The sequence below is a fragment of the Scytonema sp. NUACC21 genome (assembly GCF_054684315.1).
On sequence record NZ_BAAFZH010000079.1, the window covers coordinates 102,636 to 120,082 of the forward strand.

A 17,447-nucleotide genomic window follows, 5' to 3' on the forward strand; every position below is an offset into this window, starting at 1 on the left:
GATAAAGGGTAAAATTTCATACTTCATACTTTATACTTTATACTTCAGACGATGTCTATTAAAGTTAAATTTTTTCAAGCAGGGTATTGTATCCATCCTGAAGCCATTGTTATACGGGGTGGACGTTGGAAAACTGCCAATTTTCCCTCAATTTTTGCCCTCATATCACACCCTAAACTTGGTGCTATTTTGTTTGACACTGGCTATTCAAACCGATTCTTCCAAGAAACTCGCTCTTTTCCCTTTAATCTTTACGCCCTAACAACGCCAGTCTATTTACAGCCAGAGGATAGCGCCGTCCATCAAGTGACAAAATATGGTATTTCTCCAGAGGCTGTTCGATATATCATTATTTCTCACTTTCACGCAGATCATATCGGTGGCTTGCGAGACTTTCCAAATGCTCAATTTATCTGTTTTAAATCCGCTTATGACGCTGTCAAGTCCCTTCGGAATACAGTAGCCCTCAAAGCAGGTTTTTTACCGGGTTTGCTACCGCCAGATTTTGAGGAACGGGTTTTATTTGTTGAGGAGAAAGAAACCATATCGTTGTCGTCAGAGTATGGCAGTTTCAACACTGGTTTTGATTTATTCGGCGATAGTACCCTCATAGGCGTTGAATTACCCGGACATGCAATCGGTCAACTTGGATTATTTTTTACCGATGCTGACCATCAAGATTATTTTCTCATTGCTGATGCCTGTTGGTTAAGCCGTGCATATCAAGAGTTCGTTCAACCCCATCCCATTGCCAATGTCATCTTTTCTAATAGACGACAGTATGTAGATACATTGCAAAGAATTCACCAATTGCATAAGTTAAACCCAAATCTCAGGATTATTCCCACCCATTGTGCTGATACTTGGCAGATGTTACTTCTTTCCCCTCCCAATTGTACTTATTTGAATGAACCGCGAAGGCGCAAAGGACACTAAGAAAGAGAAAAAAAGAGAGGTAATCTTAAAAATTTTCTTCTCTTTGCGCTCTTGGCGTCTATGCGCTAGCACGCACGCTTCGCTATGGCGGTTTAATAAAATTTATAGAATTCAAATACAATGAATGGTCTTCTCAGAATCCTTTGGTATTACCTACAAACAAAATACAGGCAACCCTTCCGCAGCCGTGAATCACTGGTAGCATGGCAAGACAAAAAAGTCCGGCAATTCCTCCAAGAAATTATACCAAAATCACCGTTTTACCGCAATTACTATCAAGGGCTTGACATTCATAAATGGCAAGAATTTCCCATCATTGATAAATCAATAATGATGGCTAATTTTGACCAACTGAATACGGTAGGTATCAAAAAAGCAGAAGCCCTGACACTGGCATTAGAAGCCGAGAAAACACGAAAATTTAACTCAACACTTCAAGGCTTCACTGTTGGTCTTTCTTCTGGAACCAGTGGTAATAGAGGTTTATTTATAGTCAGTCAGAAAGAACAGCAAGCTTGGGCTGGTACGATTTTAGCAAAAGCATTACCCCAATCAATTTTGACTCCCCAACGTATTGCATTTTTTCTCCGAGCAAATAGTAATCTTTATGAAACTGTTAACCGACAACGCATCCAGTTTGAGTATTTTGATTTATTCAATTCTGTAGAAAGTCATATTGAACGCTTAAATCAATATGCGCCAAGTATTCTAGTAGCACCACCATCAATGCTACGTCTATTAACAGATGCTCAAGTTCAAGGTGATTTAAAGATAGCGCCCATTAGGGTTGTTTCAGTTGCAGAAGTTTTAGACCCTTTAGATGAAGCTTATATTCGTCATTGTTTTCAGCAAACAGTTCATCAACTCTACCAATGTACTGAAGGATTTTTGGGAAGAACTTGCGAATATGGCACTTTACATCTTAATGAAGATATTTTAGCGATTCAGAAGGAGTATATCGATCGCAATGCGGGTAAGTTCATGCCAATTATTACTGATTTTAACCGCAAAACCCAACCGATTGTTCGTTATCGGCTGGATGATATTTTAACTGAGTGTCCAACACCTTGTCCCTGTGGTTCAGTTTTAACAGCTATCCACAGTGTTGAAGGGCGTCGGGATGATATTTTTTATTTACACCACAAAAATGAAGAAAAATTAGTCCCCTTATTTCCAGATTTTATTCGCAGGGCGATTATTATTTCTTCAGAAAAAATTAAAGAATACGCAGTGGTTCAGAAAAGCCCTTACCTTATAGAAATTTATTTAAAAGTGCCGTTAGAATTTCTAGAGGAAAGCCAAGCAATAGTTTATAAAAATTTACTAGAGTTATTTGAACAAAAACACTGCCAAATTCCAGAGATTTGTTATAAAGAATACGAAACAAGAACGGTACATCATAAAAAGCTAAGACGCGTTCAACGAGAATTTTCTTTAGATGCCAAATTATGAATGCTGAAATTCATCTTTACGATAAAGATACAATAGATAACTTACCTGATTCACAATCAGAGGTAGCCATCCTAGCAAAAAACTACTGGTTACCTATGATGAAAGCTGGTTCATCCTACTTTATTAACAATGTCAACAGCCAACTTTTTGCACTGGCGATCGATGACCTAGTTTTACCTGTTACCGTTAATTCCAAAGAATTAGAAAATTGCTATGTCTGTTCTCCTTACAATCATTATATAACCTATTCTAAAGAAGAACTGAAAACCTTAGAAAATCCTCTTTTAGAAAAAATCTTAGAAATTATCATAAATATATTCGGTTTATTTTTAAATTTGGGTAAAATCAATCGAGTTGTTATTGTTCATAATTTACTACTCTCAACAAATTTATATCCGAATTTATCTTCAGAACAAATTGCTGAAATTACCCAGTATTTAAAGAAACATTTTCGCGATCGCGCTATAATCTTTCGTTCGATTAATACTTTTGTCAGCGATGACTTATTCAATACCTTTAAAAACAACGGCTATCACATGATAGGTAGCAGGCAAATTTACCTTTTTAATCCCAAAGACCAATCGGCAATGCGGACAAAAATGAGGTGGCGTTTAAAGCAAGATTTAAACCTCATTCAGCAGCAAGGCTATGAATTGATTGATAGCAGTCAAATTAAGACAGAAGATATTCCCCGATTGGTAGAATTGTATAATGCTTTGTATTTAGAAAAATACTCGTATCACAACCCTCAGTTTAACGATCGCTTCTTAGCACTTGCTCTTGAAAATAAAGCTTTACAAATCAAAGCCTTGAGAAAAACGGGAAAAATTGATGGAGTGATTGGGTTCTATGAAGTCAATGGTGTGATGACTACACCAATTTTAGGATACGACACGACCTTACCCCAAGAAGTTGGGCTATATCGAATGTTATCGGCTCAATTAACAGTAGAAGCCATAGAAAAAGGTATCATCTTACATCAAAGTTCTGGTGCAGCGTCTTTTAAAAGATTTAGAGGATTTATGAGCAATATCGAGTACAGCGCTGTTTTTTATCACCATTTACCTTGGTGGCGACAACTGGTATGGCGATTTTTGGGCGTGTTGGTCAATAGAATGGCTGTACCATTAATGAAGAAATATAAGTTATAGCAGCCTTCAATCGCGGCGGTTGCTAAAGATTTTGCATTGTAAAAATAGTTTCTGTACAAACTCCTTGCAAAGGCTTATCCCAAGGGTCTACAGGTAATTGGGGCATATAAGCAAATTCAAATACAATACCTATGGTTGGTTTTTTTTCCCACTCAGCAGAACTCAACAATCGGTCATAATATCCACCGCCATAACCCAAGCGGTAACCTTGGTAGTCACAAGCAACACAGGGTACAAGAATTAAATCCACTTCCATAGGGTTTATGGTAGAAGCGTTGGGTGATGGTTCAATAATTCCATAATTACCAGTTGTTACAGGATCGTTAGGCATCCAACAATGCCAGATAAGTGCATTATCACAGCACCGAGGGAATCCCCAACAGCGAGAAGTGTCTGTAAATAGAAAGCTTAAATCTGGTTCTTGGCGAAAGCTGAAATAAGCCAGTATTGTTTTTGACTGAGCAAAAATAGATGACTGTAGAAGGTTTTGGCAAATGCGATCGCTCTTTTGTTTCCACTCTACTACAGACATTGACTGACGTTTTTTAAGTAGCGATCGTCTTAATTCCGTTTTTTCCATGTAACGATTGATTTAATGAAGTTCAACCTATTAATAACAAGAAAAAAACAGCGGATGCCAAGATGCTACCCGTCGTGTCTTTAGTAAACAACCTTTTAACTTTGCGGTAATAGCTGCTGAAATTCCTCTAGGCAACCAACAGTGATTGCTTGTCTATGGAGTTGCTTGAGAACAGACATATCGTACAAATTCTCAATTTTTGCAATGATCTCTGGTGGCACTTCTCCAAACCTGGTTGCTAAGTTATCAATTACATCCTCTCGCTTCATTTTCAGCATTCCTACGCGCTCAACACTCGTGATGTATGGCATTTTCTTTTCTTCCTCGTAACGATTAATTTCAGTATCAAACATTAGCTCCAGCTCCTTTGGCAAAGCCATCATCCAGTCAATCAATCGAAAAAGCTGAAGAATTTTGTTTCTATTGTATCCCGACTCATACAACTGCCTAATCAAACTCAACTTCCATTGCAATCGCCCTTGGGAATCTTGAGTGGTGGCTTGGGTTCTCAGGTGCGCCATGACTAAGATGGCGAAGGGGTTCGTATTTTGTTCTAAATCTGTCAATTGTGTTTCGTAATCCAGCAGTTTCACGATTGGAAACTTCAGGCTCATCTGACAACCCCACAGCTCGTAGCTGTACTGTTGCGATCGCCAAGAAGCTTGAGGATCTCCCAATACTGCTAGAATCACCACTTGTTGGTCATAGCGAGCGTAAAATGGCGATCGCATTCAATGTCCTTGGTTGGCAATGCCCACCCAACAGTGCTGAAATTTTTTATAAATCATTTATGATTTCTATAGTTGACTATATCACTAATGTTTTCACTGTGATAGAGTTTTCAATGTAAGGTAAATTACAATGGCGTTTAGCAATTACAAAAGTATTAGTACGGTTGTTAAAAAATTTCAAATTAAGTACATCCAATCTAATTTTATAATGGAAGTTGATTTTCCCGTACAAAAGTCTTTCCAAGAAGAACTAGATTTGTTATTTACGGATGGAGTAGTTGATAATTCCGAAGATGCTATTTGTGAGAATCTTATTTATCCAGTCTTGAAAGAGGTCTGGAAGCCTTATCGCAGTCAATTAACACTTTGGAGTCATGAAACATTAGTTTATGATGAAGACTTATCAGGCGTTCCGGATTACACGGTGACGCGGCGAAGTCCTTTAGCAACGATTGTTTTTGATAAACCTTATTGCTTAGAACCAACCCAATTCTTTGTGAAAGAAGAGCCCGTTAATAAACGGCAACAAGCAGAATATGTTGCTGGTAAATTGTTAACTCGCCGCACTTACTCTCTTGACCAAATCACAGGCGATCTGAAAGTCAATCCGGATAACAGCCTCACTTTTATAGAACAAGATGGCTTTGACTTCCAAGCCGCTACTGTCAAACTCGCTGGCGGTGAGAGTGTACCCTTCTTGTTCACCGTTAAAGGTTTGGTTGCTCAAACACAACCTGGCTTAACTAGCATTAACACGTCTACTGACTTTGAAGGCACTTTCAGAGTCCCCTCTTATCGTGGTGCTACCTTCCTCGACCCGAAAGGTCGCGGTGTAGCGAGTGGCTATGATAACGCAGTGGCTCTCCCTGCTCAATCAGATGATGAAGAGCTGATTAATGCCAATGTTAAGCGAGCTGAAATTTTAAAAGGCAAAATCTCTTTGCAAGTAGCAAAAGTAGATAGCGTTACCGGTGAAATTGGGGGTACCTTCGAGAGCGAACAGCCTTCAGATACAGACTTAGGTGCTAAAGAGCCTGAAGAGGTGAAGATTCGCGGTCTGTTCTATGCTCGGGTTGAACCTCGTGCCTAGATTTTCCCAATCGCTGTTTAGTGGTTGATAAATAGGTTGGCACAAACATAAGTTAACAGGTTTTGGTTATTATTGGTCATTGGTTAAAACTGAAATCGTTTTTACGTTCCAAAACACCTAGTTGCTTTGATGTCCGCCCACCTATTTAAGAGGTAATTCCTGGCTTCCTTTCAGGCAAGAAATGTTTGGAAGGGAGTTTGGGAGTTACCTCTGTTTTTTTGGCGTTGCATAATTAAAGTATGCATTTTTCATCCTTTAGCCTTCTTACTTCTCCAGAGGAGACGCTGCGCGAACAGCCTTTTTTTACTAGTTGTGTTGCCCAGAAAAGTCTAGCTTTGCATAAGTTTCATATAATGGTAACCTATGCTTTACAGGAATTATAAATAGAATTTTGGATGTTAAGTGGTTTTAGCGAAGCCATCGATTTCTTATTGACGTAAAAAGTATAGATATACTGTTGTTTTCTCCACACAGTCCTTATTATTAATTACAGTAAATCAGTAGAATTTCGGTTGGTATTTTAGTAGCAAATTTTATATTTTATTTTCTATGTAGTTTAGAAGAAACTACAAATCATACCAAAACTAACTAAAAAACCAAGAATGCATCGTATTTAGACTAAGCTACATTGTTTGATTCACTTTAGTAGGTGTTGCTCCTGCCCTTTGGGCAGGAGCAAAGCTATCGACAAAGCTTTTACTTACTACAAGTAATTCTGGGTTGTATAAAGCAATGTGTAAATATTGCGCTGTTTGCCGACTGGCTGCTACCTTCACCAGACGCCACACCCGCTCGTCTATTTGTTAGTAGCTGTAAGAGTACTGTACTAATACTTCCAAGTAACCAACAGCCTCATCCAGAAACAATTGCAGCTTAATTTAACAGCGAGTACCCAACTATTTATTAAACGAATTAATGCGGTGCTATGCCAACTACAGTCACCAACGAACTGAAGCATGAGATTTGGCAGTTGTTGCGAGAATATCAGCAGTCTGGAAGCGCCAATGTTCGCAACAAACTGGTGCAACTTAATTTTGGGCTTGTGAGAAAAGAAGCTCATTATTGGATGAATCAATGTCATGAAAGCTACGAAGATTTACTCCAAGTAGGTTGCTTAGGCTTGATTCGGGCAATTGAAAGATTTGAAATTTCAAAGGGGCACGCTTTCAGTTCCTTTGCTATTCCCTATATTCGTGGTGAAATTCAACACTACCTTCGAGATAAAGGTGTGACTGTACGAATTCCCCGGCGATGGTTAGCACTCCAACAGCAAGCAATAGGCGTTTCGCGTTCTTGGCGAGAAAAATACAATCGCCAACCCACGGATGCTGAATTGGCAATAGCACTGGAAATTTCTTTAGAAGAGTGGCAGGAAATCAAATTAGCTTGGGCTAACCGGGCTCCACTCAGCTTAGATGTGCCAGTGCAGGATGGCGAAGAAGGTGCCACTTCCTTGGGAGAACTGGTTCCAGATAATCGCTACCGCAGCTTTCAACTGGCGCAAGAAGACCAAATTCGCTTGCAACAAGCACTGGTACAGTTGGAAAACCGCACTCGGGAAGTTTTGGAATTTGTATTTTTACAAGACTTAACACAGAAACAAGTTGCAGAACGTCTCGGTATCAGTGTAGTTACTGTGTCCCGTAGGGTTAAGAAAGGGCTAGATGTGTTGAAAAATTTAATGGCTATGGCAGAAGATTAAAATTTCACAGGGCAGTCTTTCTCAAGGCTAAAGTATTTAAAAAAACTCTTGCATTGCGGAAAGTTAGGTTATAACGGTATCACACTTTGCCTCAGATATAAATTTCAGGCGTGTTGATTTCGATAAGCAAATTTTTCTATAGCTTTTGAGAACGGCTCATGGGCAGAAATTTAACAATTGCAATAGCAACTATTCTGGCTTTGGCGATCGCCTCCTGTTCATCAGAAGGCACTCAGGAATCTACCAATCCTACGCCACCTGATGCATCAGCATCTCCTCCACCAGGAGCTAATCAAGCCGCAGCTCCACCAGGAGCTAATCAAGCAGCGATTCCACCAGGAGCACCTAAAAAAGTAGCGTCTCAACCCTTTGTTGACCCGGTGGTGCCTGCAAAGCAAACTCAACCTCCTTCAGGAGCAGCTAACCTAATTCGACCGACAAATGGTTCAGAACGGCAACGCTATGTAACCAAAGGACGGCAAGATCCGTTTGCAGAAATTGTGGGATATCCGATGGTAACGCCAAATAGGGGTGTAGGAGGAGGTATAGGTGTAACGCCAAGACCTATTCCTAAGTTGCCTCCTCTACCTTATGCTAAAACACCTCGACCGAGGTTGATAGTAAGACCGAAAGTACAAAAAGTACGGGTCATTGCTATTAATAGAAACCAGCTGAAGAATCAGCAAAAGAAGAAGGCAATTGCGATCGCAAATGCTCATTTTGGCAAAAAAGTTAAACCCAAACCCCCTCTCACTCGGGTACTGCCTAAAGTACTACCCCAAGTTGTGCCTAACCCTGGCTTAACAGCTATGGCACCACCCCCGCCACAACCAGAGTTAGCTCAAGCAGTTGTTGTTTCGGGTGTCGTTCTGATTGGCAGAGAACCTCAAGCTATTATCAAGGTACCGAACGAGCCAACAAGCAGATACGTGGAAGCAGGACAGCGATTGGCAAATGGAGTGCTTATTAAACGGATTGAAATGAATGAAGGCTCCGAACCGATTGTCATTCTGGAACAATATGGTATAGAAGTTGCCAAAATGGTAGGGGAAGGAGTTGATAAGGAGCAAAAATCACCTACAGCATCTGCTGGAAGTCCTGTATCCATAGCAGCACCATCCCTTAACCCTGTTCCAGGCGGAGCCACTTGAAGATGGAGACAAAAGAAAAAATCGAATTTGCTGGTTTACCTTTAGCAGTTTACCGAGAGATAGCAGCTCATTTGCGTCAGGTGGATGGGGTAGAAGTTAGTTTGATTCCCCAGACATCCCAAGAGTTTGATTACAATCAAAGCCAAGTTAGTGGTTTGTGCATTGAGTACATCCCAAGCTCTAATTTGCAAAGCCGACAACGAGTGCAGCAAATTTTGACTTACTATCAAAGTCGTTATCTTGTTTGACGACATGAGAAATATCAAGTTCCATGAACTTGAACAAGACCTGAGTGTAGGGATGAACAACTGTTTGCCCCTACAAGCTTGTTGCGTTTCCTTAAATCTCGGCCTCAGACAATTTTTTCAGGTAAATTTTTCCATGATGCAGGGGGTAGGGAAATGTTTTTTGGTTTAGCACCAGCTTGGAAACCCGGTTTCTTAATGAGAAAGAGCAGGGTTTCTTTCTTTAGGCAAATGCTCAAGCTATTGGGAGAAAGCCAATTTGAGATTATTTGGCCCAAGGTGACAGGTGAAAATTGTGCTGGAGATTTGCGCGAATAAATTTGGGCTGCACGGAATACTCTAGAAACAGAATCCTAAGAAAAATATTTTGTACGCTTATAAAGTCAAGGAGAAAATTGAGCTTGTAGGTAGTTCAAACCCGCAATTAATAGGAGCAACAATAGTTCCCAATCCTAAAGAATTGATTAACTCAGAAGAAATTGCTTGTATTTCAGATCCAGAGGAGCGGTTTACGACCAGTGGTGTTAGTTGGGAAATTTATGAGGCACTGCTAGTCAAACTGTCAGAAAATGTTCATTACCACATTAATTACTTAGATGGGATATTAGAAATTGCGTCACCCTCTTTCAGTCATGAAAAACTCAAAAAACACACGGTTCAGATAAGATGAGAACCTTTATCAAAAACAAGGTGTAGAGACGCGCTGTTTGAAGCGTCTCTACAAAAAACGTAATTTTCTACATAGAATTGCTCAATTGTTCCTCAGAAACCCAAGCCCCATGAAATCCATAAGGCACTCGCTGGGGAATAACCACTCGTGCGACTGGTTCACCTGTCATGTCTTGAGCATTTACCACAACTAATTCAGAAGCATCTTCAGTGGTATCGCGGACAAAAGCCACAAGCCAGCCATCATCTTCAGCAGTTGCGCTGGGACGGGGAACAAAAACAGCTTCACCACTATAACGCCCCGGTCCAAATTCATGAACTTGGGACATTGCAGTGTTAAAGTCGTACTTAATAATACCTTCAAACAAAGGTAGGGAACTCTTGGCGGATTTGCTAGTGTACCCGTATCGCGTTTTTTGCCCTAACAAATTCTCATTTATGCGGGGGAATTCTGAAGCAACATCATCTAAACTCTCTTCCCTTGCTTTACCAGTGCTCAGGTTAAAACGCCACCGATGCAGGCGGGGAATATCGGCTTCCGGATCGGGTTGTGTATTATCAGAACCCAAGACAGTCGTAGAATTCATGCGACACGCGATGAGCACAACTTCATCTTCCTCCTCGTAGGCATTGAGGGTATGGAAAATATAGCAAGGAGGACATTCAAACCAACGAATATTGCTGTTGTCACCATGACGGGGAACAATACCAAAGCGACTTGGTCTGTCCCGTTCAAACATCATCATAGGTTCTCCGCGCTTCGCCCGCTCTACACTAAAGGTCAGTGGCAAATCCATAAAAATTGTGTAATTTGCCGCGATCGCAAAATCATGCATCATGACTGCCATTGGTATGTCAATGGGGACTGTCCGCAACAATTCACCTTGTTTTGAAACGACACTGTACTGTAGGTACGGTGGTGCAAACGAGTAGCCAAAGAACATCATTTCCCCCGTTTCTGGATCTACTTTAGGATGTGCAGTAAAAGGAGACACTAACTTGCCATTGTAGGTATGTTCGCCAATAGTTTCTAACTCAGGCACTCTAATGGCATGAGGTGCGCCTCCTTCCCATAGTGCCAGTAGTTGACCGCCATGCCAGACCAGAGCAGTGTTGGCAGTATTCTTGTAACCACTGTAAGCATTATCCTTTTGTAATGGTTCTGCAAACCCAGTCCAGAGAGCTTTACCCGCCTCATGCTCTATTTTCCATCCCTTGGTTCGCACGTAACGGTTGCGGTAACTTGCTTTGCCGTTGCTAATCCTTACCCCATGCAACATTCCATCACCATCCAACCAGTGGTACTGTCCAATGGGTGCCCACTGAGGATTGGGTCCATTTCGTAGGAACATTCCTGAAATATCCTCTGGTAGCTTACCTTTGACTTGCAGGTTGTTCGCAGTGATTTCTTCTTTCACTGGAGCAAAGTTATCGCTGAGAAAAGGGTTAACTCTTGTTGTTACCATTATGTCTGTCCCTAGCTGAAGTAAATGCGTTCACTATGAGCCTAACTCTTTATTTCCTCCGTCACGGACAGACTGATTGCAGCCGTAATAACATGTTTTGTGGTTCTATCGATCCAGATCTCACCCCTGATGGATTGGAAATGGCAAAGGCTTTTGCTGTTGCGTACAAATCCACTCCCTGGACAGCGATTTTTAGCAGTCCAATGAAACGTACCGTAGCAACTGCAAAACCTCTGTGTGATGCGATAGGGATGAACCCAGAACTGCGAGATGGCTTAAAAGAAATTAATTATGGCAAGTGGGAAGGAAAATCGCCAGAAACTGTTAGCACGGAATTCCATGATGATTATATTCGCTGGTTAGCAGATCCTGCTTGGTATGCGCCTACAGGAGGAGAGATGGCAGTTGCCATAGCATCCCGTTCGACACAGGTCATTGAAGAAATCAAACAGTGTTACAGTGATGGCAATGTTTTAATTGTTTCTCACAAGGCAACTATCAGAATTATATTATGCGGTCTTTTAGGAATTGATGTGGGTCGCTTTCGGTTCCGTTTAGGTTGCCCGGTGGGTTCGGTAAGTATTGTACAATTTGGTTCGCATGGTCCGTTGTTGAAAGCTTTGGCAGATCGCACTCATTTGGATGAGCGATTGCGCCATTTACCAGGCACTTGAGAGGGATGAAGGATAAAGGATAAAGGATGAAAAATAGGTTGATAGATTGAGAGAAGTTGTTCAATTTATTGATGGAGTTTACGGTGTACTAAATGCTTCATCCTCCAGTGGGCACTGCCCATCCTACAAAAATTGGTAATTTTAGAGCCGAAAAGGACTAATATCTTGTGGGGTGGGCGTCTCGCCTGCCCAATTTATATCCATGCCTGCTCAATAGACCTTCTAAAATTATTAAATTGAACGGATACTGCTATGCTGCCAAATATTGAAAACATTCCCCTGCGTCACATGGCTTCAGGTGATGTCCTATCCCTTCAAGTCTACAAATTTATTGGTGCTCATCCCGGTAAAAAAGTTTATATTCAATCTAATTTGCATGGTGCTGAAATCGTAGGTAATGCTGTTATTTACGAATTGATTGAGTTTTTTTTATCTGTAAATGATACAGATTTAACTGGGGAAATTTGGCTGGTTCCTGTTTGTAATCCCATGAGTACAAATCAGCGATCGCACGTTTTTTCTTCAGGTCGTTACTGTGTTTATGAAGCCAAAGATTGGAACCGTATATTTTGGGACTATGAAAAGGTTTCCGATAATTTGATGGAATTTGCCCAATCTCAAATTGAGGTAGACACAGAATTTATAAAGCAGAAATATCGAAATGCTATCGGGCAAAATTTTACCAATCTTTTAGAAAAAATTAGTTCTTTTAGCAGTGTATCTTATACAAAAAAGTTTCGTTACCAATTGCAGTATCTTAGCATTGATAGCGATTACTTGATTGACTTACACAGTCACACAAATCAAGGATTAAACTACCTTTATTACTTCCGCCACCGAGAAGAAAGCGCAAAATATTTTTTACTTCCATTTGGAATTTTACTTGATAAATATGATGGTGATGCTTTTGATGAAGCATTTATCAAACCTTGGTTAGCACTGGAAGAATGTTTCCAACGGCTGGGTAGAGAAATCAGATTTGATGTGGAAGCCTGGACGCTTGAACTCGGTACGGGAATGCAAATGAACCCAGATTCAGTTACGAAAGGTGTTAGGGGTGTGAAAAATTATTTAGTACAGAAAGGTGTGTTGGAAATTGCTAACATTCCCAGAGAAAAAGCGACAAATCATAAAATGATTTTTAACGCAAGAAGCCAAGTTAAAAAATATTATGCACCAACAGGTGGAATGATTCAATCAAAAGTCGAATTGGGAAATTCAGTAAAAGCAGGACAGAGATTGTATCAAATTTTGCAATTCAATAAAGAAGGAAAGTTACCTACTACGATTGATGTCTTTGCCGAACAAGATGGGCTTATTTTCGATGCTTCTACAAATCATGCAGTCAATGAAGGTGAGTTTGTACTGGGTATGATTGAGCAATCTTTTCCTGCTTGAATTCAAACTAGGCAGTGGTCGAGGTGGATACTTGACCGATTAGGAGCCAGCGCCGTGCGAGGCTTCCTCTGTTGAGGCGACTGGCGTGGCTTGCTGCAAGGCGTAATCCACCGCCTAAAGTACATTAGAGATACTACGCTACGCGTAGTATCTCTGATTGGGTGGTTTTGGCTCACTTAATTTTTTATAAAGTCAACGAGTAGTTGGTAAAACGTAGTAAAACGTAGTAATTACCCGTTTTTCACCGTTCACTTTTTGTACTCCTCTATAGTCGTCATGAGTAGCAAGCGGATTCTAGACCCAACCACAGACAGCACAAATATTCCCCTAAGATTGTTAAACTTTAAGCAAAGGCAATTGAGAAAAATGCCAGGGTAATTTTATGTTTATTCTAAGTTGGCAAAAAAGTCAGTCGTTTCAAATGTACAAGATGATGGTGGAGCCTAAGAGTGAATAGTAATGAAAATGACATCTTCTCTGGCTCAGGAGAATTGATGATTCCACAGGCTCCTCCAGGGTTTAAGTCAGGTTTTATCGGCATTATCGGTCGCCCTAATGTCGGTAAATCTACGCTGATGAATCAATTGGTAGGACAAAAAATTGCCATCACATCACCAGTGGCACAAACAACACGCAATCGATTGCGAGGCATTTTAACGACTCCAGAAGCACAACTGATTTTCGTAGATACTCCAGGAATTCATAAACCTCATCATCAATTGGGAGAGGTATTGGTCGAGAATGCAAAAATAGCCATTGAATCTGTGGATGTGGTGTTGTTTGTGGTCGATGGATCGACTGTGTGTGGAACGGGCGATCGCTATATTGCCGATTTGCTCAATCGCAGTCAAACGCCAGTGATTTTGGGATTGAACAAAATTGACCAACAACCATCAGAGTCTCAGCAAATAGATGACAGTTACACCCAATTGGCTAAGTCGCTTCAGTGGCAAACAGCCAAATTCTCAGCCAAGACTGGTGTGGGGTTGTCAGCACTGCAAAGCTTACTTATTAAACAATTAGAGCCGGGACCACTGTACTACCCCCCCGATTTAGTTACCGACCAACCGGAACGCTTTATTATGGGTGAATTGATTCGAGAACAAATTCTGCTGTTAACTCGTGAAGAAGTTCCCCATTCAGTGGCGATTAGAATAGACATGGTGGAGGAGACTCTAACTATTACCCGCGTGCTCGCTACCATAAACGTAGAACGCGATTCCCAAAAAGGCATTCTCATCGGCAAAGGTGGAACAATGCTAAAAGCAATTGGTAGCGCAGCTCGCGAACAAATCCAAAAGCTAATTGCTGGTAAAGTCTACTTAGAGCTGTTTGTCAAAGTGCAACCGAAATGGCGTCACTCTCGTACCCGCTTGGCAGAATTGGGGTATCGCGTTGAAGAATAAAAATCACAGCAAGAACTCATAGAAATGTCTTTAGATAATACCTTTCCTCTCAATCTGCCACTCGATGCTCCTCCCCTACGAGTTCTCATTGTAGAAGATGACCCCATGATGCAACTGGGGCTGGAACAGTCACTCATGGCTCATTCCCAAATAGAAATCGTAGGACAGGCAGAAGATGGGTATTTAGGTGTGCAGGCTGCACTGAAACTAAAACCAGATTTGGTGGTTATGGATATTGGTTTGCCACGTCTAGATGGTATTGCAGCAACACAGCAAATTAAGGCAGCACTTCCAGAAACTCACGTTGTGATGCTGACTTCTCATCAAACAGACACGGAGATTATTGCTGCTTTGTCTAGTGGAGCAGATGCATATTGTATCAAAGGGGCAAGTGTAGAACGTTTGTTAGCAGCGATCGCGGCTGCTGTTGAAGGTGCAACTTACTTAGATCCCCAAATTGCCAGACGAGTGATTGATAATCTCAAACCGCCTTCTAAAAGTGAAAATACAGCAAATCTCTCTCAGCGCGAGTTAGAAGTTTTGAAACTGATGGTAGAAGGATACAGCAACCCAGAGATTGCTGAAAAGCTTTACCTCAGCCCCAATACTGTCAAAACTCACGTACGGGGAATTATGAATAAACTATCTGTTGACGATCGCGTGCAAGCAGCAGTTGTCGCTCTGCGTACTGGGTTGGTTTAACAAAACGAAAAGTACATATCTAGGCAAATATCGATATTATTGCCCAAAGTTCCGTTAACAAAACTTAGCTTTATATATCGTTTAACTCTTCTCCACTAGTATTTGTTAAATGATAAGGACATCTCATGAAAATCGCGATCGTTTGTAGACCTTTATCAAACTCAGGAATGATGAGCTATTCACCAAGAAATTGCCAAAATTGAGCTAAGAAACGTAATATGCGAGCCTCGCAAAGGATAAAAGGGGCATGATCAAATCTTGGATGGTGATAGGGGGAGTAACATTCCTGGTTGCATTAGCTTCTAACATCATTACTCCTGATGATATTAAGTGGTTCAAACGCTTGCAAAGACCGAGATGGCTTACTTTCGAGGCAGCGATTCCAGTTATCTGGACTGTAGTCTTTATCTGTGGTGCTTGGTCAGCTTATATTGTTTGGGAAAAAAACCCAGGAACAACCACAACTTGGTTACTAATGGGTTTATACCTCCTTTTGGAAATTATTACAGTCGCTTTTAATCCTGTTATGCTCCGACTCCGCAGTCTTAGAGCAGGGACAATTATCGGCGGTACGGGTTTTATTGAAGGCATTATAGTAGCACTGGCAGTTTTATCTGTTTCTGGTTGGGCATCACTGCTCATCGTTCCTTATTTGATTTGGACCCCAATTGGCACCTACACCACTTGGAAAATGATGGAACTCAACCCGTTGGACGTTTAAACAATATTCCAACCTACGACTGATTAAATTCATGCCCTCAATTGCCAAAATTGCTTTGTATCTATTGACAAAATAGTTAAAAAGGTATATTAGCAATGATTAAATCTTGGATGGTAATTGGGGCTGTATCTTTTTTAATTGCAGTTGGTAGTTTTTTCATAACGCCTCGTGATGTCAAGTGGTTTGCACGGTTAGCTCGTCCTCGATGGTTGATTTTTGAACCACTGATTCCCCTGATTTGGACTTTTATTTTTATTTGTGGTGCGGCTTCCGCAAATATTGTTTGGCAAAATCAACCAGGAAGCTTGACAAGCTGGTTGCTGATGGGTCTGTATCTCCTACTGGAAATTATTACTATCGCTTACATTCCACTCATGTTAAGGTGGCGGAGTTTAAGAGTAGGAGAAGTCATTGGCTCGATTGGCGTTATCCTGGGTGTGCTCCTCACAATCGCTGTTTTGCCCATTTCTAGACTGGCAGCTTTATTACTCATACCCTATCTAATTTGGAGCCCAGTAGGAACTTATACAACAGAGGAGTTAATTCAACTTAATCCTCAAGATGCTTAATAATTGACGGCTGCTTGCACGTAGGTTGTTGGTACTATTTTGAACAAGTAATGTAGCTACAATAAACGCCCGTAACGAGCAACTACTGGCTGTTCGGGATTGGCTTCATTATTGAGCCAAGCCCACATCTGGTCGCCCAAGGAGAAGTGCCACCACTCTCTGGGATTGCGCTTGAATCCTGCCTTTTCCATAACACTGCACAAGAGTTGGCGATAAGCATGATAGTGTTGTGCCTCTGGAGTCGAAAACGCAGCAAAGTAATCGGGGAGCGATACTGGTGACATTTCATCAATCGCTGAACCCATATTGACAATTTCTCCCCGATCATCAACTAACGTAACATCAACAGCTGCGCCCGTACTGTGAGGTGGTGGGGTTTTTTCATCCAAACTGGGTTCAGCCCAAATTTTATAAACTTCTTCCCAAATTTCCTGACGTTGGTTCGGTAATAACTCAGCTTCAGTCAGCCCTTTCATTTGTAAGGCTTGGGCAAAAGCATAACTCACCATAAACTGCTGCACCTCTACAGGGCGGTAGCCATCAAAAATTTGGATGTACCACTTAGGGCGTACTTCTTGGAGATAATTTTGAGCTACTATCAACCTCTCAACAACGCTTTTACGGAGAAAATAAGGGGAGATCTCGCCATAAGGAGCACCCAATTTTTCATAGGGATGGGGAGATTCCACCACAAATAAGTGTAAGGGAATCTCTACCAACGGTTCGTTACATTCAATAATCGGTACTTTATGATAGGGTCTCATTTGATTTGGTCATTTGTCATTGGTCATTGGTCATTGGTCA

The 17,447-nt window shown here is 41.1% G+C and carries 20 protein-coding genes; 15 read left to right on the plus strand and 5 right to left on the minus strand.

Features of this window, described 5'->3' with window-relative positions:
- Window positions 1-51 precede the first annotated feature (51 nt).
- The 3 genes from ACYRY3_RS17590 to ACYRY3_RS17600 all read left to right on the plus strand — a co-directional run bounded on the left by ACYRY3_RS17590 (window position 52) and on the right by ACYRY3_RS17600 (window position 3,539).
- Window positions 52-936 carry an MBL fold metallo-hydrolase gene (locus ACYRY3_RS17590; RefSeq protein WP_460202905.1) on the plus strand — a complete coding sequence of 295 codons (885 nt, stop codon included), beginning with the start codon at window positions 52-54 and terminating at the stop codon, window positions 934-936.
- Between the two features lie 120 nt (window positions 937-1,056).
- Window positions 1,057-2,388 (plus strand): F390 synthetase-related protein, encoded by a 1,332-nt coding sequence (locus ACYRY3_RS17595; RefSeq protein ID WP_460202906.1) that lies wholly within the window; start codon window positions 1,057-1,059, stop codon window positions 2,386-2,388.
- Window positions 2,385-3,539 carry a hypothetical protein gene (locus ACYRY3_RS17600; protein WP_460202907.1) on the plus strand — a complete coding sequence of 385 codons (1,155 nt, stop codon included), beginning with the start codon at window positions 2,385-2,387 and terminating at the stop codon, window positions 3,537-3,539. Before ACYRY3_RS17595 ends, ACYRY3_RS17600 begins: the two co-directional genes overlap by 4 nt.
- Before the next feature lie 22 nt (window positions 3,540-3,561).
- Here the strand turns inward: ACYRY3_RS17600 and ACYRY3_RS17605 are convergent, their stop codons facing one another.
- Window positions 3,562-4,119 carry a 5-formyltetrahydrofolate cyclo-ligase gene (locus tag ACYRY3_RS17605; protein WP_460202908.1) on the minus strand — a complete coding sequence of 186 codons (558 nt, stop codon included), beginning with the start codon at window positions 4,117-4,119 and terminating at the stop codon, window positions 3,562-3,564.
- Between the two features lie 95 nt (window positions 4,120-4,214).
- Window positions 4,215-4,850 (minus strand): hypothetical protein, encoded by a 636-nt coding sequence (locus tag ACYRY3_RS17610; protein ID WP_460202909.1) that lies wholly within the window; start codon window positions 4,848-4,850, stop codon window positions 4,215-4,217.
- 130 nt (window positions 4,851-4,980) lie between these two features.
- On the opposite strand from ACYRY3_RS17610, the gene psbO reads away from it, so the two are divergent.
- The gene (gene psbO, locus ACYRY3_RS17615) at window positions 4,981-5,940 is read left to right on the plus strand and encodes a photosystem II manganese-stabilizing polypeptide (RefSeq protein ID WP_460202910.1); all 960 of its coding nucleotides are present in this window, start codon (window positions 4,981-4,983) and stop codon (window positions 5,938-5,940) included.
- Window positions 5,941-6,563: 623 nt separating this feature from the next.
- Here psbO and ACYRY3_RS17620 read toward each other — a convergent pair.
- Complete coding sequence (locus ACYRY3_RS17620; protein ID WP_460202911.1) at window positions 6,564-6,728, minus strand: hypothetical protein; 165 nt, start codon at window positions 6,726-6,728, stop codon at window positions 6,564-6,566.
- 137 nt (window positions 6,729-6,865) lie between these two features.
- On the opposite strand from ACYRY3_RS17620, the gene ACYRY3_RS17625 reads away from it, so the two are divergent.
- The 5 genes from ACYRY3_RS17625 (at window position 6,866) to ACYRY3_RS17645 (ending at window position 9,708) form a co-directional block, all read left to right on the plus strand.
- On the plus strand, window positions 6,866-7,642 hold the full coding sequence (locus ACYRY3_RS17625; protein ID WP_460202912.1) for an RNA polymerase sigma factor SigF: 777 nt from the start codon (window positions 6,866-6,868) through the stop codon (window positions 7,640-7,642).
- A 158-nt stretch (window positions 7,643-7,800) separates the two neighbouring features.
- Window positions 7,801-8,793 (plus strand): hypothetical protein, encoded by a 993-nt coding sequence (locus tag ACYRY3_RS17630; RefSeq protein WP_460202913.1) that lies wholly within the window; start codon window positions 7,801-7,803, stop codon window positions 8,791-8,793.
- A gap of 2 nt (window positions 8,794-8,795) precedes the next feature.
- Complete coding sequence (locus tag ACYRY3_RS17635; protein WP_460202914.1) at window positions 8,796-9,041, plus strand: hypothetical protein; 246 nt, start codon at window positions 8,796-8,798, stop codon at window positions 9,039-9,041.
- A 153-nt stretch (window positions 9,042-9,194) separates the two neighbouring features.
- Window positions 9,195-9,356 (plus strand): hypothetical protein, encoded by a 162-nt coding sequence (locus ACYRY3_RS17640; RefSeq protein ID WP_460202915.1) that lies wholly within the window; start codon window positions 9,195-9,197, stop codon window positions 9,354-9,356.
- Window positions 9,357-9,405: 49 nt separating this feature from the next.
- Complete coding sequence (locus ACYRY3_RS17645) at window positions 9,406-9,708, plus strand: hypothetical protein (protein WP_460202916.1); 303 nt, start codon at window positions 9,406-9,408, stop codon at window positions 9,706-9,708.
- Window positions 9,709-9,775: 67 nt separating this feature from the next.
- On the opposite strand, the gene ACYRY3_RS17650 is transcribed toward ACYRY3_RS17645, so the two are convergent.
- Complete coding sequence (locus ACYRY3_RS17650) at window positions 9,776-11,173, minus strand: carotenoid oxygenase family protein (RefSeq protein ID WP_460202917.1); 1,398 nt, start codon at window positions 11,171-11,173, stop codon at window positions 9,776-9,778.
- 35 nt (window positions 11,174-11,208) lie between these two features.
- Here ACYRY3_RS17650 and ACYRY3_RS17655 point away from each other — a divergent pair, with 35 nt between their 5' ends.
- The 6 genes from ACYRY3_RS17655 to ACYRY3_RS17680 all read left to right on the plus strand — a co-directional run bounded on the left by ACYRY3_RS17655 (window position 11,209) and on the right by ACYRY3_RS17680 (window position 16,643).
- Window positions 11,209-11,847, plus strand: coding sequence for a histidine phosphatase family protein (locus ACYRY3_RS17655; protein ID WP_460202918.1), 639 nt, complete (start codon window positions 11,209-11,211; stop codon window positions 11,845-11,847).
- Between the two features lie 252 nt (window positions 11,848-12,099).
- Window positions 12,100-13,245: a succinylglutamate desuccinylase/aspartoacylase family protein gene (locus ACYRY3_RS17660; protein ID WP_460202919.1), complete on the plus strand. Its 1,146-nt coding sequence runs from the start codon at window positions 12,100-12,102 to the stop codon at window positions 13,243-13,245.
- Window positions 13,246-13,739: 494 nt separating this feature from the next.
- Window positions 13,740-14,651: a GTPase Era gene (gene era / locus ACYRY3_RS17665; protein ID WP_460202930.1), complete on the plus strand. Its 912-nt coding sequence runs from the start codon at window positions 13,740-13,742 to the stop codon at window positions 14,649-14,651.
- A 24-nt stretch (window positions 14,652-14,675) separates the two neighbouring features.
- Entirely contained in the window at window positions 14,676-15,353 is a 678-nt protein-coding gene (locus tag ACYRY3_RS17670) for a response regulator (protein WP_460202920.1), read from the plus strand.
- Window positions 15,354-15,600: 247 nt separating this feature from the next.
- The gene (locus ACYRY3_RS17675; RefSeq protein WP_460202921.1) at window positions 15,601-16,074 is read left to right on the plus strand and encodes a TspO/MBR family protein; all 474 of its coding nucleotides are present in this window, start codon (window positions 15,601-15,603) and stop codon (window positions 16,072-16,074) included.
- Between the two features lie 95 nt (window positions 16,075-16,169).
- On the plus strand, window positions 16,170-16,643 hold the full coding sequence (locus tag ACYRY3_RS17680) for a TspO/MBR family protein (protein WP_460202922.1): 474 nt from the start codon (window positions 16,170-16,172) through the stop codon (window positions 16,641-16,643).
- Window positions 16,644-16,699: 56 nt separating this feature from the next.
- Here the strand turns inward: ACYRY3_RS17680 and ACYRY3_RS17685 are convergent, their stop codons facing one another.
- A complete protein-coding gene (locus ACYRY3_RS17685; protein WP_460202923.1) occupies window positions 16,700-17,407 on the minus strand; it encodes a M15 family metallopeptidase in 708 nt (235 codons plus the stop codon).
- Window positions 17,408-17,447: the final 40 nt, after the last annotated feature.